13 protein-coding genes are annotated in these 14,118 nt (G+C 56.8%); 8 read left to right on the plus strand and 5 right to left on the minus strand.

Annotated elements, in window-relative coordinates; all coding sequences use genetic code 11:
• Nucleotides 1-180: 180 nt before the first annotated feature.
• Nucleotides 181-2,007 (plus strand): membrane protein insertase YidC, encoded by a 1,827-nt coding sequence (gene yidC / locus J4D97_RS14795; RefSeq protein WP_208308215.1) that lies wholly within the window; start codon nucleotides 181-183, stop codon nucleotides 2,005-2,007.
• A 124-nt stretch (nucleotides 2,008-2,131) separates the two neighbouring features.
• Nucleotides 2,132-2,719: a DUF6438 domain-containing protein gene (locus J4D97_RS14800; RefSeq protein ID WP_208308216.1), complete on the plus strand. Its 588-nt coding sequence runs from the start codon at nucleotides 2,132-2,134 to the stop codon at nucleotides 2,717-2,719.
• Nucleotides 2,720-2,748: 29 nt separating this feature from the next.
• Here J4D97_RS14800 and J4D97_RS14805 read toward each other — a convergent pair whose 3' ends face one another.
• From J4D97_RS14805 to J4D97_RS14825, 5 genes are all read right to left on the minus strand, one after another.
• The gene (locus tag J4D97_RS14805) at nucleotides 2,749-3,372 is read right to left on the minus strand and encodes a TIGR04282 family arsenosugar biosynthesis glycosyltransferase (RefSeq protein ID WP_208308217.1); all 624 of its coding nucleotides are present in this window, start codon (nucleotides 3,370-3,372) and stop codon (nucleotides 2,749-2,751) included.
• Between the two features lie 22 nt (nucleotides 3,373-3,394).
• Nucleotides 3,395-4,129 (minus strand): TIGR04283 family arsenosugar biosynthesis glycosyltransferase, encoded by a 735-nt coding sequence (locus tag J4D97_RS14810; RefSeq protein ID WP_208308218.1) that lies wholly within the window; start codon nucleotides 4,127-4,129, stop codon nucleotides 3,395-3,397.
• A 6-nt stretch (nucleotides 4,130-4,135) separates the two neighbouring features.
• A complete protein-coding gene (locus tag J4D97_RS14815) occupies nucleotides 4,136-5,179 on the minus strand; it encodes a methyltransferase domain-containing protein (protein ID WP_208308219.1) in 1,044 nt (347 codons plus the stop codon).
• Between the two features lie 16 nt (nucleotides 5,180-5,195).
• On the minus strand, nucleotides 5,196-6,245 hold the full coding sequence (gene arsS, locus J4D97_RS14820) for an arsenosugar biosynthesis radical SAM (seleno)protein ArsS (protein ID WP_208308220.1): 1,050 nt from the start codon (nucleotides 6,243-6,245) through the stop codon (nucleotides 5,196-5,198).
• Between the two features lie 115 nt (nucleotides 6,246-6,360).
• Nucleotides 6,361-8,028 carry an ABC transporter substrate-binding protein gene (locus J4D97_RS14825; protein WP_208308221.1) on the minus strand — a complete coding sequence of 556 codons (1,668 nt, stop codon included), beginning with the start codon at nucleotides 8,026-8,028 and terminating at the stop codon, nucleotides 6,361-6,363.
• 237 nt (nucleotides 8,029-8,265) lie between these two features.
• Between J4D97_RS14825 and J4D97_RS14830 the strand changes: the two genes are divergently transcribed.
• The 6 genes from J4D97_RS14830 to lepB all read left to right on the plus strand — a co-directional run bounded on the left by J4D97_RS14830 (nucleotide 8,266) and on the right by lepB (nucleotide 14,009).
• A complete protein-coding gene (locus J4D97_RS14830) occupies nucleotides 8,266-8,946 on the plus strand; it encodes a metal-dependent hydrolase (RefSeq protein ID WP_185280857.1) in 681 nt (226 codons plus the stop codon).
• A gap of 102 nt (nucleotides 8,947-9,048) precedes the next feature.
• Nucleotides 9,049-9,873: a ParA family protein gene (locus J4D97_RS14835; protein WP_185280858.1), complete on the plus strand. Its 825-nt coding sequence runs from the start codon at nucleotides 9,049-9,051 to the stop codon at nucleotides 9,871-9,873.
• 242 nt (nucleotides 9,874-10,115) lie between these two features.
• Nucleotides 10,116-11,069, plus strand: a complete 954-nt coding sequence (locus J4D97_RS14840; protein ID WP_185280859.1) for a ParB/RepB/Spo0J family partition protein — start codon at nucleotides 10,116-10,118, stop codon at nucleotides 11,067-11,069.
• Between the two features lie 98 nt (nucleotides 11,070-11,167).
• Entirely contained in the window at nucleotides 11,168-11,863 is a 696-nt protein-coding gene (locus J4D97_RS14845) for a DUF5683 domain-containing protein (RefSeq protein ID WP_208308222.1), read from the plus strand.
• Nucleotides 11,860-12,579: a 4-hydroxy-tetrahydrodipicolinate reductase gene (dapB, locus tag J4D97_RS14850; RefSeq protein WP_208308223.1), complete on the plus strand. Its 720-nt coding sequence runs from the start codon at nucleotides 11,860-11,862 to the stop codon at nucleotides 12,577-12,579. Before J4D97_RS14845 ends, dapB begins: the two co-directional genes overlap by 4 nt.
• A gap of 212 nt (nucleotides 12,580-12,791) precedes the next feature.
• Nucleotides 12,792-14,009 (plus strand): signal peptidase I, encoded by a 1,218-nt coding sequence (lepB, locus tag J4D97_RS14855; protein ID WP_208308224.1) that lies wholly within the window; start codon nucleotides 12,792-12,794, stop codon nucleotides 14,007-14,009.
• The last annotated feature ends 109 nt before the right edge of the window (nucleotides 14,010-14,118 follow it).

Here is a 14,118-nt window from a genome sequence, read left to right on the forward strand (position 1 = left end):
AGCTATTAGCTCCTGTTGAACAAGAAGCTAATAGCTATCAGCCAATAGCTAACAGCTAAACACCCCCTGCCAAAACTACCGGGCTAGGAAAAATCACCTGACAACCACGACCTTTGTAGGAGTCGCGCCGGATTTTTGCGGCACGACTCCTACTTTTTATTTTTTCAGTACCCATTTTTCATGGATAGAAATTCAGCAACGGGCCTGTTTTTGATGGCAGCCATGCTTCTGGTGTATCTCTTCTTCTTTGCGCCCAAGGTAGAGGAAGAAGCCAAGCACGCAACCAAACCAGCCGCAACTACGGCTGTCGTGCGCGACACGGTCGCTACTGCCGCCGCTCCCGATTCGGCGATGATGGTGCGCCAGCTGGGCGCTTTTGCCGGCGCAGCACAGGGCACGGCCCAACAGGTGCAGCTGCAAAACGACAACCTCACCCTGACCTTCACCAGCAAAGGCGGCCTGATTGAAGCGGTGCGCTTGAACAACTACAAGACATTTTTTGGCAAGCCGCTGTTCTTGCTGGATGCGCAGAGCGCCAAACTGGACACCCGTTTCCGTACGCTGGATGGCCGCACGGTGCGCTTCTCCGATCTGTATTTTGAGTCGAGCGGCCCGCAGCCGTTTGCAGCTGATGGCAAAAACGGCCAGCGGCTGACTTTCACGGCCCAGGTAGCCGGCGGCAGCATCGAGCAGGTGTATACGCTGCTGCCCGGCAGCTACGAGGTAGGCTACAACCTGCGCATGCAGGGCCTAGACCGTGTGGTGGCGCAGGAGCCGCTCACGCTCACCTTCGTGGATAACGTGCGCCAGACTGAGCAGGACGCCAAGCAGAACCGCAACCACAGCACCATCAACTACTACTTGAAGGACGACCACGGCGCCCTGGCTGAAACCAGCGAAAATCCCGAGGAGCAAACTTTCAACGAGCCGCTGAAGTGGGCCGCGCACAAGCACGACTTTTTCGTGGCCGGCCTGATTGCCGACAACAACTTCTCGACCGGCAAATTCAACTCGACAGTAGATCTGAACGATTCCACATTCATCAAAACCCTTACTTCTTCGCTCACTATTCCGGTGGCTGATGCGCAGAGTGGCAAGGTAGGTATGCGGTATTTCTTCGGCCCGAACTCCTTTAGCTTACTCAAGCAGGTAGCGCCCGAGTTTGACCGCAACGTGTACCTGGGCTGGGGCTTTTTCCGCTGGGTGAACCGTTTTGTGATTATTCCGATTTTCCACTTTTTGGAGCAATTCATTGGTTCCTACGGTATTATCATCGCCATTCTGGTAGTGATTATCAAGCTAGTAACGTGGCCGCTGACGTACAAAACCTACGAGTCGCAGGCGCGCATGAAGGTGCTAAAACCCGAAATCGACGAGATTAAGGAGAAGTACCCCGACGACCAGGTGAAGCAGCAGCAGGAGACGATGAAGCTGTACCAGACCTTCGGGGTGAGCCCGTTGAGTGGCTGCGTGCCTACCCTGCTCACCATCCCGATTCTGTTTGCCATGTTCCAGTTCTTTCCCAACGCCATTGAGCTACGGCAACAGAGCTTCCTGTGGGCCAAGGACTTGAGTAGCTACGATGTATTCATCAAGCTGCCTTTCTATGTGAAGTGGTACGGCGACCACGTGAGCCTGTTCACGCTGCTCATGACGGCCTCTACCCTACTCATGACCTGGCAGAGCCAACAGATGAACACGGCCATGCAGGGCCCTATGAAGTTCTACAGCTACCTGATGCCGCTGGTGTTCATGTTCGTGCTGAACAGCTTTGCGGCGGGCCTTACGTGGTACTACTTCGTGTCGAACATGGTTACTTTTGCCCAGCAGGCCATCACGCGTAGCTTCGTGGATGACACGAAGATTCGGGCGAAGCTGGAGGCTAATCAAGTGAAAAACAAGGACAAGAAGCCAAGCGGCTTCCAGGCTCGTTTGGCCGAGGCTATGAAGGCCACCCAGGAGCGCGAGGCCGCCGCCAAGCGCCAAGGAGGTAAAAAACAAGGCTGATTTTCTGTCTGTTTGAAAAGACCTGCGCCTACCCGGCGTGGGTCTTTTTTATGCGTGACACGTTAGGGCACTATACTTGGGCCTGGTTTTTGGCCTACTATTTCTGCACATTCTCCTACTTCCTATGCGTCTTTCCCTGTTGCCTATACTTATTGTATGTGGTAGTATGGCGGCCTGTTCCACCAGTGCTCAGCAGCCTACCACCTCGCAAATGCCTGCCCCTATCCAGGGAAACATGCCTGTGCAGTATGACCCCGCAAAGGACCCAGCCATGAATCAGCAACAGGCCCCGCAAAGAGACCAGCCCGTAATAAAACCAGCCGCGCAAGACACTCCCGTTATGGTGTTTCGCAAGACGCGCTGCTTTGGCACTTGCCCCGCCTACACCGCCACCGTGTACGCCGACGGCCGCGTAGCCTACGAGGGCCTTGATTTTGTGACCCTCAAGGGCAAGCACGAGCTGCGCCTACCCACTGCGGTTATCAATCAGACTATACAGCAGGCCAACGCCTTGCATTTCAGCCAGCTACAAAGCCACTATTTGTCTGGCGTCAGCGACTTACCCTCTACCTACCTCACCCTTACCCTAGCCGATGGCACGCAAAAAACCGTGCAGGCTGAGCTTACCGACAACACGCCCGCCGAGTTGAAAGACCTGCTTACCTATGTTACAGAGCAAATGGAGAAGATAACGGCCGGTCTGGATAAGTAGACAAGAGCCGTCCTTTCAGCCTGTAGCCCCTACCCTGCCCGCCAGCGGGCGAGGTCGGCGGCAGAGTCTACGTCGTGGAGGGTAGGGAGCAGCGCCGTGCGCAAGCCCAGGCGTTGCGCGTCGGCGAGGGTATCGGCGAGGACGGTAGGCGTGCTCCAGGTTTTGTTTTCAAACAGCACCGGCTGCGGTTGGCGCAGGCCCAGCAGGTAGTAGCCACCGTCATCGGCGGGGCCAAGTACCACATCGTGGTCGGTTAAGAGTTGAAATGCCTGGGTGAGGTGCGCGGCTGTCAGGCCGGGGCAATCGGTGCCAATGATGGCGATGCGGGTAGCACCAGTGGCAAAAGCTTCGGCGAAGGCGTGTGCCATGCGTGCGCCCAACAAGTCGGCGGCGGGCTGCATCTGCCAGGGCAGGCCGGGCCACTCGGGTAATGCTTCGTTGGGAGCGAGTAGGCTGGTAGGCGCCTCAGCCAGCCACACCGTGGCGGGTAGCTGAGCCTCTATTACGGCCTGCGCTGTGTGGGCCAGTAGTTCCCGATACACGCTCAATGCTGCTTCCGCCCCGATACCAGCCGCCAGCCGAGTCTTGACGCGACCCAGCACCGGCTCGCGGGCAAAAATCAATAGGTGTATTGAGGTATCCGGTGCGGTCATATAGCAGGTTCTTCTTGTGTCTCTACAATTTGCCCTTGCGGATAAAAAATCGATAAAACCGCACCAGGTTCTCTTGCGAGACGCCTACCCAATAGAGCATTGCAATGCTGGTAAACAACCCTTGCAGACGATACACGCCGTTATCGAGGTACTTGCGGGCGGAGGTAGTGACGGTGCGCGGCACCACCCGGAACGGGCCTTGGGCTTTCAGCCGCACGATGATTTCCTGATCTTCCATCACCAATAAATCTTCCCGAAAGCCACCAATCTGCGCGAATAGCGCTCTCGACACAAACAGGCTTTGGTCGCCGAAGCGCACGACCGTCCACGGAAAGCGCGTGAACCACGCATTGGCACGCAGAAACCAGTGTGGGTGGTCGAACGCCAGGCGGTAGCAGCCGCTGCGGTATCCCTGCGCTAGTGCCTGCCGGATGTCGGCGAGGAAGCCCGCAGGCGGATAGGTATCGGCGTGCAGAAAGTACAGTATCTCGCCGGTAGCCATGTGGGCGCCATGGTTCATTTGGGCAGCACGCCCCTTGCGCGGACACACTACTACCCGCGCTCCGGCCGCTTGCGCCAGGGCCGCCGTAGCGTCTGGGCTTTGCCCATCGGCCACCAAAATTTCCACTTCATCGCCCACTGTAGCGGCGCGCAGGCAACGCACCAGTTCCGCAATGGAATCGGCTTCGTTGAAGGTAGGAATGATGATGCTGACGGATGGGGCAGCACTATTTCCTGAACTGCTAGACGACGGCATCAGAAACTAACAGCCGCAGGAAGAGTCCACTGCATCGGAATTAGCGGACGGAGACGGACCGCAGGGGAATAAGCCAAAGTGTTGGGTTTTGTCACCAGTCACGTTGAAATACGGGGCGTAGCGCGTTTGGCTGAGCATATCGGCGGTGTTGCCACACACCAGCACGGGCCGGCCGGTTTCAAAGTAATGGTGGTCGTCGAGGGTGAAGCCGTGGGGTGCATCGGGTAGGGAGCCCAGGTAGGTAGCCACTTGGCCGTAGTCCTCGCACTGGTCTTCCAGGTCAAGCTTGAAGGCCCGCACCGTGAGCGAGTAGAACTTGATATTGCCCACTTTCTGCTCGATTTCCGCATTTTCTATCGTCAGGCGGCGACGCTCGGTGAGGCGGTAGTCACTTATGCCCAACTCGTACAGCAGGCGCCGAAAATCCTGCTCATACAGCGCGCCGCTCAGGCACTCGCCATACAGTACAGGATCCTGGCGCAGGGCTTCGGGTATGCGCCGATCAGCAAAAACATCCGAGATAAACAACTCGCCCCCAGGCTTCAATACCCGAAATATTTCGCGGTAGGTAGCGGCTTTGTCGGTACTCAGGTTCAGCACGCAATTACTCACCACCACATCCACGCTGTTGTCAGCTATGTCGGCAGTGCGCAGGTCTTCAATGTAGCCCTTACGAAACTCCACATTGGGCTGGGTGTAGCCAAACCGCTCGGTGTGCGTGGCCACGTGCCGACGCGCCACGGCCAGCTGCTCGTCGGTCATATCCACGCCAATCACGTGGCCGTTTTCGCCCACCAGCTTCGAGAGTAGGAAAGCGTCGCGGCCGCTGCCGCTACCTAGGTCCAACACGGTGCAATCGGCCACGGCTGGCGGCACGCACACACCGCAGCCGTAATATTTATCTAATACTTCGGGTTCCAGCGTGGCCAGAATTCGGCGGTGCGCCGCCGGAATATCGGTGGTGCAGCAGGCGTTGGTTTTCAGGTCCTGGCTGGTTGTCAGCTGCGTGCCGTAGTAGTCGCGCACCTGGCTTTGAATAGTAGTCTCCATTGCTTTCAGTAAATAACTAGACCGTAGCGCCGCCGCAGCTGGAACCCGCACCAGCCGTGCAGCCGTAGCAGTGCTGATTTATAACCACGGTGCGGCCTTCCAACGCCATTTGGTCGAAATCCTGAATATGGCGCGGGGCCGATGCTTCTACCAGCAAATCGAGCTGTTGGTTGAAGTCGCAGTCGTAAAGCTGGCCGTCCCAGCCCACGGATAGCGTGCTGCGGCACATCACGTTGGCGGCGGCAGCCGGGTTGTAGGCTGTCACCAGCTTCTCCATATACAGCTCGTACCTGCCGCTTTCTAGCAAGAATTCCAGGAAGCGGTTGATGGGTAGATTGGTGATGGTGAGCAAGTTGTTGAACACAATGCCGTAGTCCTGCATCAGCTGGCGCTTATAGTCCACTTCTAGCGCCGCCTGCGGACCGGGTAGAGAAGCGCCGCCAGGATTGAACACCAAATCCAGCACCAGTCCTGTATCGGCCACGCCGTAGCCCACGGCATTCAGCATTTGCAAGGCCCGAATGGAACGCTCAAATACCCCGTCGCCACGCTGCTTGTCGGTGTTGGCGGCCGTGTAGCAGGGCAGCGACGACACCACGCGCACCCGGTGTCGGGCAAAGAACTCGGGCAGATCGTGGTATTTCTTGTTGGCCACAATGATGGTGAGGTTGCAGCGCACAATCACGCTGCGGCCCAGCGCCGAAATCTGCTCCACAAACCACCGGAAATCCGGGTTCATCTCCGGCGCACCGCCCGTAAGGTCTACCACCGGAATATCGGTCTGCGCCAGCGCATCGAGGCACTGCTGCATGGTAGCGCGGGTCATGATTTCCGTGCGGTCGGGGCCGGCGTCTACGTGGCAATGGTGGCAGGTCTGGTTGCACATTTTACCCACGTTAATCTGCATCACCGTGAGGCCCGTGGGACGCAGAGGCAGCAATCCGGTTTCGCGCAGCTTAGCAGCAAACGGCGGCAAGTGACTACCGGCAGCCTCCGCGTGGGTGAGCACGTTCAGCTGGTAGCGGAGGTCGGCGAGCGGATGTTGCTGGGTGTGGAGGGATTTCATACGGGGTAGGGATACGGATAAGGTAAGCAATACGACGTGTCATTTCGAACGCAGTGAGGAATCTGAGTATGGAAGCTTTAAACTCAGATTCCTCGCTGCGCTCGGAATGACATATTTACTCCTTCCGAACGCGCTCCAGCGTGAGCTGGTTCATGGGATTGGGCCGCAGGCCACGTACATTATTCTGCGTCAGGCGCACTACCTCGTCGTAGTAGAGGGGCACCACGGGCGCGTCAGCCATCATCAGGCGGTCCATCTGGCGATAGAGGTCGTAGCGCTTAGCGGTGTTCTGCTCGCCGTTAGCCTGCTGATAGAGACGGTCGTAGGTCGTGTTTTTATAGTGCGTTTTGTTGGGACCAGCGGGCGAGAAGTTGGGACTGTAGAATAAGGCCAGGTAGTTCTCGGCGTCAGGGTAGTCGCCCAGCCAGCTTTTGGTGAAGAAGGCGGCACGACCATTGTCGACCAGCTCCTGGTGGGCAGCGGCCTGGTTCACATCAATCTGAACCTGCGCGCCTACCTCAGCCCATTTTTTCTGCATGTACTCGCAGATTTCCTTGCGTTCCTGCACCGTGCTTAGCCGCAGCCGCAGCGGCCGTGCCGGTCCGAAACCAGCTTCCCGCAGCAGCGCCCGCGCCTTTTGCGGCTGGTAATCGTAGCCCGGTACCAGGGTAGCGCTGTACGAGGGCAGCGACGACGGCACGAAGCCCGATACGCCCGGCACGCCCACATTATTCAGAAAATACGCCACCATTTCGGGCTTGTTGAGGGCGTAGCTCAGGGCCTGACGCACGCGCCGGTCGCGCAGAGCGGGCGTGTCGTCGTCGGTAGGTAGGTTTTTGGGGTCGAGCTGAAAGCCCAGGTACTCCGTGTTGAGGTAGGGCACTTTCTCTACCCTGAATTTATTGCGAAATTCCTCGCGCACGGTGCCATCGGGGTGCATAATCAGGTCGCGCGAGCCTTCCCGAATACCCGACAGAAAATCCAGCTTACCCTGCTGAAACGTCAGAAACTCCGTCTTACGGTCCGTGATGAAGCTGATCTGCACCGCGTCAAGGTAGGGAAGCGCGTGGCCCTGGGCATCGCGGCGCCAGTAGGTAGGGTTGCGGTGGTAGATGATGGCGTTGCTCTCGTCCCACACCTTGAACCGAAACGGCCCCGTACCCACCGGATGCTCCCGGAAGTCCTTGCCGTAGCGTTGCACCGCTTCGCGCGGCACCACGTAGGCGTAGGGCATCGTCAGAATGCCCAGAAACGGGATAAACGGCTCCTTTAAATAAATGCGCAGGGTAGAGTCGTTGGCGGCCACAAAGGCCGTGTCGCTAATTTCGCCCTGACTGTTTTCCAGCACCTTCCCCCGAAAAATCCAGCCGCCGGGACTGGCCGTGGCGGGGTCGAACAGGCGCCGGAAGCTGTATACAAAGTCCTGCGCCGTGACGGCCCTACCCTTACCGCTGGCAAACACCTCCGAGTCGTGGAAGCGCACGCCGGAGCGTAGGGTGAAGGTGTACGTCTTACCATCGGGCGAGATTTGGTATCGGCGCGCAATGGCCGGGCCGGGCTTTAGGCTGTCGTCCAACTCTAGCAGGCCGTTGTAGAGCTGGGTCACTGCCCAGATATTCGCCTGCTTGTTGGCAAAGGCCGGGTCCAGCGAGGTCAGGGCCTCAGGCTGGTTGTAGCGAAACACGCGCCGGTCGTCGGTGGGCTGCGCCGGGCCGCCGCAGCCGCTCAGCAGCCCCGTGCAGACAAAGGAAAAACCGGCCAAACGACGCAAAAACGAACTCATGAGAAAGGCGAAACAGTGTATCTTTGTGCTAAACTAAGCTGTTCGCGGTTATTAGTTGTCAGTTGTCAATCAAATAAGACTGTCATCCTGAGCACAGCGAAGGACCTTTTCACGCCGGAACGAGTCGTTGTTAACGCTTGTCGTTCAATTGGCATGAGGTCGTTCGCAAGCTCGGGATAACCATCCTACACAACGGCAACTTGATAACCCGCAACTGACACACCTGCATTACTCTATATGAAACTGACCTACTTCGGCCACGCGTGCTTCCTTCTTGAAACCGGTGGGCAGAAAGTGCTTTTTGATCCGTTCATTCGCCCCAACCCTTTAGCTAAAGACGTGGAGGTAGAGAAGATTGAGGCGAACTACATTCTGCTCACGCACGGCCACGGCGACCATGTGGCTGATGTAGAAGAAATTGGCAACCGCACCGGCGCCGAGCTGGTGGCCATTGCCGAAATAGCTGGCTGGTTTGGGCAGAAAGGCCTGAAAGCCGCTTACCCCATGAACATTGGCGGCAAGGTAACCCTACCCTTCGGCACCGTAAAAATGGTAGCCGCCACGCATTCCAGCTCTCTCCCCGACGGCACCTACGGTGGCTTGGCGGCTGGGTTTATCGTGGAAGCGGAAGGCAAAACGTTCTACTTCGCCGGCGACACAGCCCTCACCTACGACATGAAAATCATTGGTGAGCAATACAAGCTGGACTTCGCTATCCTGCCGATTGGCGACAACTACACCATGGGCATTGATGATGCGCTGGTAGCGGCCAACTGGGTAGGCGCCACCAAGCTCATCGGCATGCACTACGACACGTTCCCGGCTATCAAAATCGACCAGGAAGCCGCCAAAAACAAAGCGCAGCAAGCCGGCAAAGAGCTGACGCTGTTGCAAATAGGCGAAACGATTGATCTGTAACAGAAGCTGCTGGCTGCTAGCCACATTCTTCTCTACAGCGCGAGTATACTTTATTAAGAAAAGCTAACAGCTAACAGCTAACAGCCAACAGCTTTAAAACACATGGGCAAAATCATTGCGGTAGCCAACCAGAAGGGCGGCGTAGGCAAAACCACCTCGGCCATTAACCTGGCAGCCAGCCTGGCGGCGCTGGAATATCGGACGCTGCTGGTCGATGCCGACCCGCAGGCCAATGCCACGTCGGGGGTAGGGTTCGACCCCAAGGATATCGAAAATAGCGTGTATGAGTGCATGGTGGACGGCGTGAGTGCCGAGGACACCATCCTGCAAACCAACATCCTTCCTCACCTCGACCTGATGCCTTCCCATATTGACCTGGTAGGCGCTGAGGTAGAGATGATTAACCTCCCCAACCGGGAGGAGAAGATGAAAGATGCGCTCCGCCCTTTGGCCGATCAGTACGACTTCATCATCATCGACTGCTCGCCTTCGCTAGGCCTGATTACGGTGAATGCCCTTACGGCGGCACACTCGGTTATCATTCCGGTGCAGTGCGAGTATTTTGCGCTGGAAGGCTTGGGCAAGCTGCTGAACACGGTGAAAATCATTCAGGGCCGCCTAAACGAGACGCTGGAAATCGAGGGCATTCTGCTTACGATGTACGACGTGCGCCTGCGCCTCTCCAACCAGGTAGTAGAGGAAGTGAAGCTGCACTTCCAGCAGTTGGTATTCGATACCATTATTCCGCGCAACGTGAAGCTATCGGAGTCGCCAAGCTTTGGTATTCCCGTGATTCTGCATGATGCTGAGAGCAAAGGCAGCATTAGCTACCTGAACTTGGCCCGCGAGATTGTGGAGAAGAACGTGGTAGCCGCTACCCCAGAAGCTGAAGCAGAGCAAGAAGAAGCCAGCGACGAGGCCGCATAACTATTAATCAAAAGCTTTGTCATCCTGAGCAGAGCGAAGTACCTTCTCGCCTAAGAACGATGCTCGTACCAACGACTCGTTTTTAGGTGAGAAGGTACTTCGCTCTGCTCAGGATGACAAAGCTTTTTAGTCGGAAGCAGTCCCCGGCTTCCCTACCCAACGAAATTTCCCTAACCTTCCCGGCGGTTTGTGTATTTTTGAATCCGGCTTTATCCGCTGATGAATAACAGCCGCTCGCAGGTATGTCAGAGAAAAACGAAGAGAAAAATATTCCGTCGCTCCCCAAGCGCAAAGTAGGCGGCCTGGGCCGTGGCCTGAACGCGCTGATTGAGGGTAGCTACGAAAAGAAAAGCGACCGGGTAGGCTCCACGGGCCTGGTGCCCCACCCCGTCAATTCCGTGGGGTTGATTCCGGTGGGTCACATTGAGGCCAACCCCTACCAGCCCCGCACGCACTTCGACCAGACTGCGTTGCAGGAACTGGCCGAATCGATCAAGATTCAGGGCATCATCCAGCCCGTAACGGTGCGCCAGATGGGCACCAACTCCTACCAGCTGATTTCGGGGGAGCGGCGTTTGCAAGCTTCGCGGCTGGCGGGTCTGGAGACTATTCCGGCCTACATCCGCAAGGCCGACGACCAGCAGATGCTGGAAATGGCGCTCATTGAGAACATCCAGCGCGAGAACCTCAACGCCATCGAAATTGCCCTCAGCTACCAGCGCTTGGTGAGCGAGTGCAACCTGAAGCAAGAAGAGCTAGGCGACCGGGTAGGCAAAAACCGCTCGACAGTCACCAACTACCTGCGCTTGCTCAAACTGCCGCCCGATATTCAGATCGGCCTGCGCGACAACGTGATTTCGATGGGCCACGCACGTGCGCTGGTCAATATCGACAGCGTAGAGCAGCAGTTGGCGTTGTTTCACCGCATCGTGGATGAGGAGCTATCAGTACGCAAGGTGGAGCAGTTGGTGCGCAACGGCCTCACGCCGCCCGCCAAAGCCGATGCTGCTACCTCGGAGCCTACCGAGCCACAGGTACCCGTAGCCGAGCTGCGCCGCACCGAGCGCCACCTCTCCGACCGTTTCGGCAGCCGCGTGCAGGTGAAGCCAGGCCCACAAGGCCGGGGCGAAATCAAGATTGCCTTTGATTCGGTGGAGGACATGCAGCGCATCCTGCATATTCTACAACCGGCATAGAGTAGAGTTAATAGGCCAACATACTACCGGCCAGCCGGATATCGTTGAGGCGCTATACAGCGCCCCAACGTGTGGCGGCATTTTTTTCTACCCTCTCTATGTCTACCTTGTTTCGTTACTGGTCGCTATCCTTATTATTGCTGACGTTCCTCGTCACTGCTCATCAAGCCCAAGCGCAAATAGCCGTTACGGCCGGGCCGGACTCGTCGCAGGTAGCAGAACCCCGGCAGGAAACCGTTGCCGACTCACTCCGCAAAACAGAAATGCTATTTGGCCGTCGCGTGACGCGCCCGACCAAAGCAGCAGTATGGGCGATTATTCCGGGTGGTGGACAGGCTTATAATCGGAAATACTGGAAGATTCCGCTGGCAGTAGGATTGATTGGGGGGGTAGTAGCTATGGAAGTCTATTCCCAAACCCAATTTCACCGTTATGTGGAGCAAAGAAAATATTTAGATAAAATAGGTGCGACTGGTAGCACGAAGATTACAGTAGCCCAGTTAAATGCTTCTCCTTATCCTAAACTAGTAAATGGTGCGACCTTCTACGGTACAGAGCGAAGCATTATCCGCTTTCGTCGCTACCGCGACCAATTTATTGCCTACTCAGCTGTTGCCTACGGCCTCACCGTGCTTGATGCTCTAGTAGACGCCCACCTCAAAGACTTTGATATCAGCGACGACCTCAGTCTGAATGTGGAACCCGCTATGCTGCGCACACCAATGGTAGCTGCGGCGCCGGGCGTATCGCTTACTTTTTCGCTTACCTCTACCCGCTCTTTTCCTCGAAAATGAAGTTGCTTCTTATTGGCTACGGCAAAATGGGCCAGGCCATTGCGGCCCAAGCCACGGCCCGCGGCCACCAGATTGCCGGCATTGTAGACCCTACCCATCCAGGCGTGCAAATCACTGATTTCACCCCCGAAACCGCCGATGTTGCTATCGAATTCACCCACCCCGACGCGGCTTTTGGCAACGTGCGGGCGTGCTTGCAGCAGGGCATTCCGGTGGTGTGCGGCTCTACGGGCTGGCTACATCATTTCCAGGAGGCGCAGGCGCTGAGTCAGGAAACCGGCACGCCGCTGTTCTATGCATCCAACTACAGCGTGGGGGTGAACTTGTTCTTCCACTTCAATGAGTACATCGCTGCCAAAATGCACCAGTTTGGCGGCTACGATGTGCAGGTACGCGAGATTCATCACACCCAGAAGGTAGACCAGCCCAGCGGTACGGCCCTTACGGCCGCCGAGGGTATCCTACGTCACTTTCCGGCCAAAACCACCTGGCGTAACGAAGCCACCGATGCGGCGAATGAGCTAGCGGTACTGTCGGAGCGCACGGGCGCGGTAGTGGGCACGCACATCGTCACGTATCATTCCACCGCCGATACCATTGAGTTGAAACACGAAGCCCACACCCGCGACGGGTTTGTGCAGGGCGCCCTACTGGCCGCAGAGTGGCTGCCCGGCCGCCAGGGGGTGTTTGGAATGAAAGATTTGTTGGGTTTGTAAGAGCCAGTCTATTCGGAAAAGGTCGTCATTTCGACCAGCGGGAGAAATCTCGCGTGCTCCGCTAATCCCTGACCATTGGATTAGCGTGGCACGCAAGATTTCTCCTGCTGGTCGAAACGATGGTACTAGCCTAGTAATCAAAATTTACCCGTTCTTTGGGTAGTGAGCCGGACGTTACTCCGGCGTTATTCTGCATCTCCGCCTTTCGTATCATGGCCGTACAATCCTGGGAAGACCGCCTTAAGGCGCAACAAGCCAAACCGAAACCGCCCCAACACAAAAAAGCCAAGAGCGTATGGCGGGAGTGGGGCGACGCGATTTTGTTTGCCGTGGTGGCCGCCACACTTATTCGCTGGGCCACGTTTGAGGCCTATACCATCCCTACCCCTTCTATGGAGCACTCCTTGCTGGTAGGCGACTATCTGTTTGTGAGTAAGCTGCACTACGGCCCGCGCACGCCGCAAACGCCCTTGCAGGTGCCACTCACGCACCAGACTATCTGGGGCACAAATCTGCCGAGCTATTCCGATGCCATTCAGCTGCCATCGTATCGCCTACCCGGCTTTTCGGAGGTGAAGCGCAACGACGTGGTGGTGTTTAATGTGCCGTTTGAAAGCCAGTTTCCGGCCGATTTGCGCACCAACTACATCAAGCGCTGCATCGGCACGCCCGGCGACGTACTAGAAATCAAGGATACGCAGGTGTACATTAACGGAAAGCCCATCCAGACGCCCGTGGAGTCGCAAAGCACCTACGACTTGGTGACCACCGCACCCGTACGCGACAAGTTTTTCCAGGAGCAGAGCGTACTTGATTATCAGATTGATGGCAGCGGCATGGCTGGTGGCAACGGCCTACCTTACCCCAGCGCCCAGACGCAAACCGGCGATTATGTGTACCAGAACCTGCACATGACCAACGCGGCCGTCAGCTACTTCCGCCAGCAGCCCTACGTGAAGAACCTGGTGCCAACCAAGGCCGCGCCCGGCGTGGCCAACCCCACCTTGTTCCCCAACCGCGTCGACTATCCCTCCCTGACCATGACCAGCGCCACCGAGCGCCCCTGGAACGTGGACAACTACGGTCCCCTACCCGTCCCAAAGGCAGGCCAGACCGTTACCCTGACGCCCGAAAACGCCGGTATCTACTACAAAATAGTGGCCCGCTACGAGCACAACGAGGGCATCACGTGGCAGAACGGCATGATTTACCAAAACGGTAAACCGCTCACCAGCTACACTATCAAGCAGAACTACTACTTCATGATGGGCGATAACCGCCACAACTCCGAAGACTCACGCTTCTGGGGTTTCGTGCCCGAAGACCACATTGTGGGCAAGGCCGTGCTCATCTGGATGTCGGTAGATCCTTATGCTGATTTCTTCCATAAAATCCGCTGGAGCCGTCTTTTCAACCTGATTAAGGATTAATGTCTGAACCACGGATTCGCTCGGATGTTGAGGATTTCGTGGATGATTTTCATAAGGCCGTAAAACCAAAAGAGCTTGCCGTTTGGCAAGCTCTTTTGGTTTGAATCAA

Origin of the sequence: Hymenobacter defluvii (genome assembly GCF_017589435.1) — a bacterium.
Lineage (GTDB): Bacteria > Bacteroidota > Bacteroidia > Cytophagales > Hymenobacteraceae > Hymenobacter > Hymenobacter profundi.

Excerpts from the sequence above, each read along its gene's own strand:
- J4D97_RS14845 (WP_208308222.1), top strand. The coding sequence starts at position 11,168 with ATGTCTACCTTGTTTCGTTACTGGTCGCTATCCTTATTATTGCTGACG.
- J4D97_RS14815 (WP_208308219.1), bottom strand. The coding sequence starts at position 5,179 with ATGGAGACTACTATTCAAAGCCAGGTGCGCGACTACTACGGCACGCAG.
- dapB (WP_208308223.1), top strand. The coding sequence starts at position 11,860 with ATGAAGTTGCTTCTTATTGGCTACGGCAAAATGGGCCAGGCCATTGCG.
- lepB (WP_208308224.1), top strand. The coding sequence starts at position 12,792 with ATGGCCGTACAATCCTGGGAAGACCGCCTTAAGGCGCAACAAGCCAAA.
- J4D97_RS14825 (WP_208308221.1), bottom strand. The coding sequence starts at position 8,028 with ATGAGTTCGTTTTTGCGTCGTTTGGCCGGTTTTTCCTTTGTCTGCACG.
- J4D97_RS14805 (WP_208308217.1), bottom strand. The coding sequence starts at position 3,372 with ATGACCGCACCGGATACCTCAATACACCTATTGATTTTTGCCCGCGAG.
- J4D97_RS14840 (WP_185280859.1), top strand. The coding sequence starts at position 10,116 with ATGTCAGAGAAAAACGAAGAGAAAAATATTCCGTCGCTCCCCAAGCGC.
- J4D97_RS14810 (WP_208308218.1), bottom strand. The coding sequence starts at position 4,129 with ATGCCGTCGTCTAGCAGTTCAGGAAATAGTGCTGCCCCATCCGTCAGC.
- arsS (WP_208308220.1), bottom strand. The coding sequence starts at position 6,245 with ATGAAATCCCTCCACACCCAGCAACATCCGCTCGCCGACCTCCGCTAC.
- J4D97_RS14830 (WP_185280857.1), top strand. The coding sequence starts at position 8,266 with ATGAAACTGACCTACTTCGGCCACGCGTGCTTCCTTCTTGAAACCGGT.
- yidC (WP_208308215.1), top strand. The coding sequence starts at position 181 with ATGGATAGAAATTCAGCAACGGGCCTGTTTTTGATGGCAGCCATGCTT.
- J4D97_RS14800 (WP_208308216.1), top strand. The coding sequence starts at position 2,132 with ATGCGTCTTTCCCTGTTGCCTATACTTATTGTATGTGGTAGTATGGCG.
- J4D97_RS14835 (WP_185280858.1), top strand. The coding sequence starts at position 9,049 with ATGGGCAAAATCATTGCGGTAGCCAACCAGAAGGGCGGCGTAGGCAAA.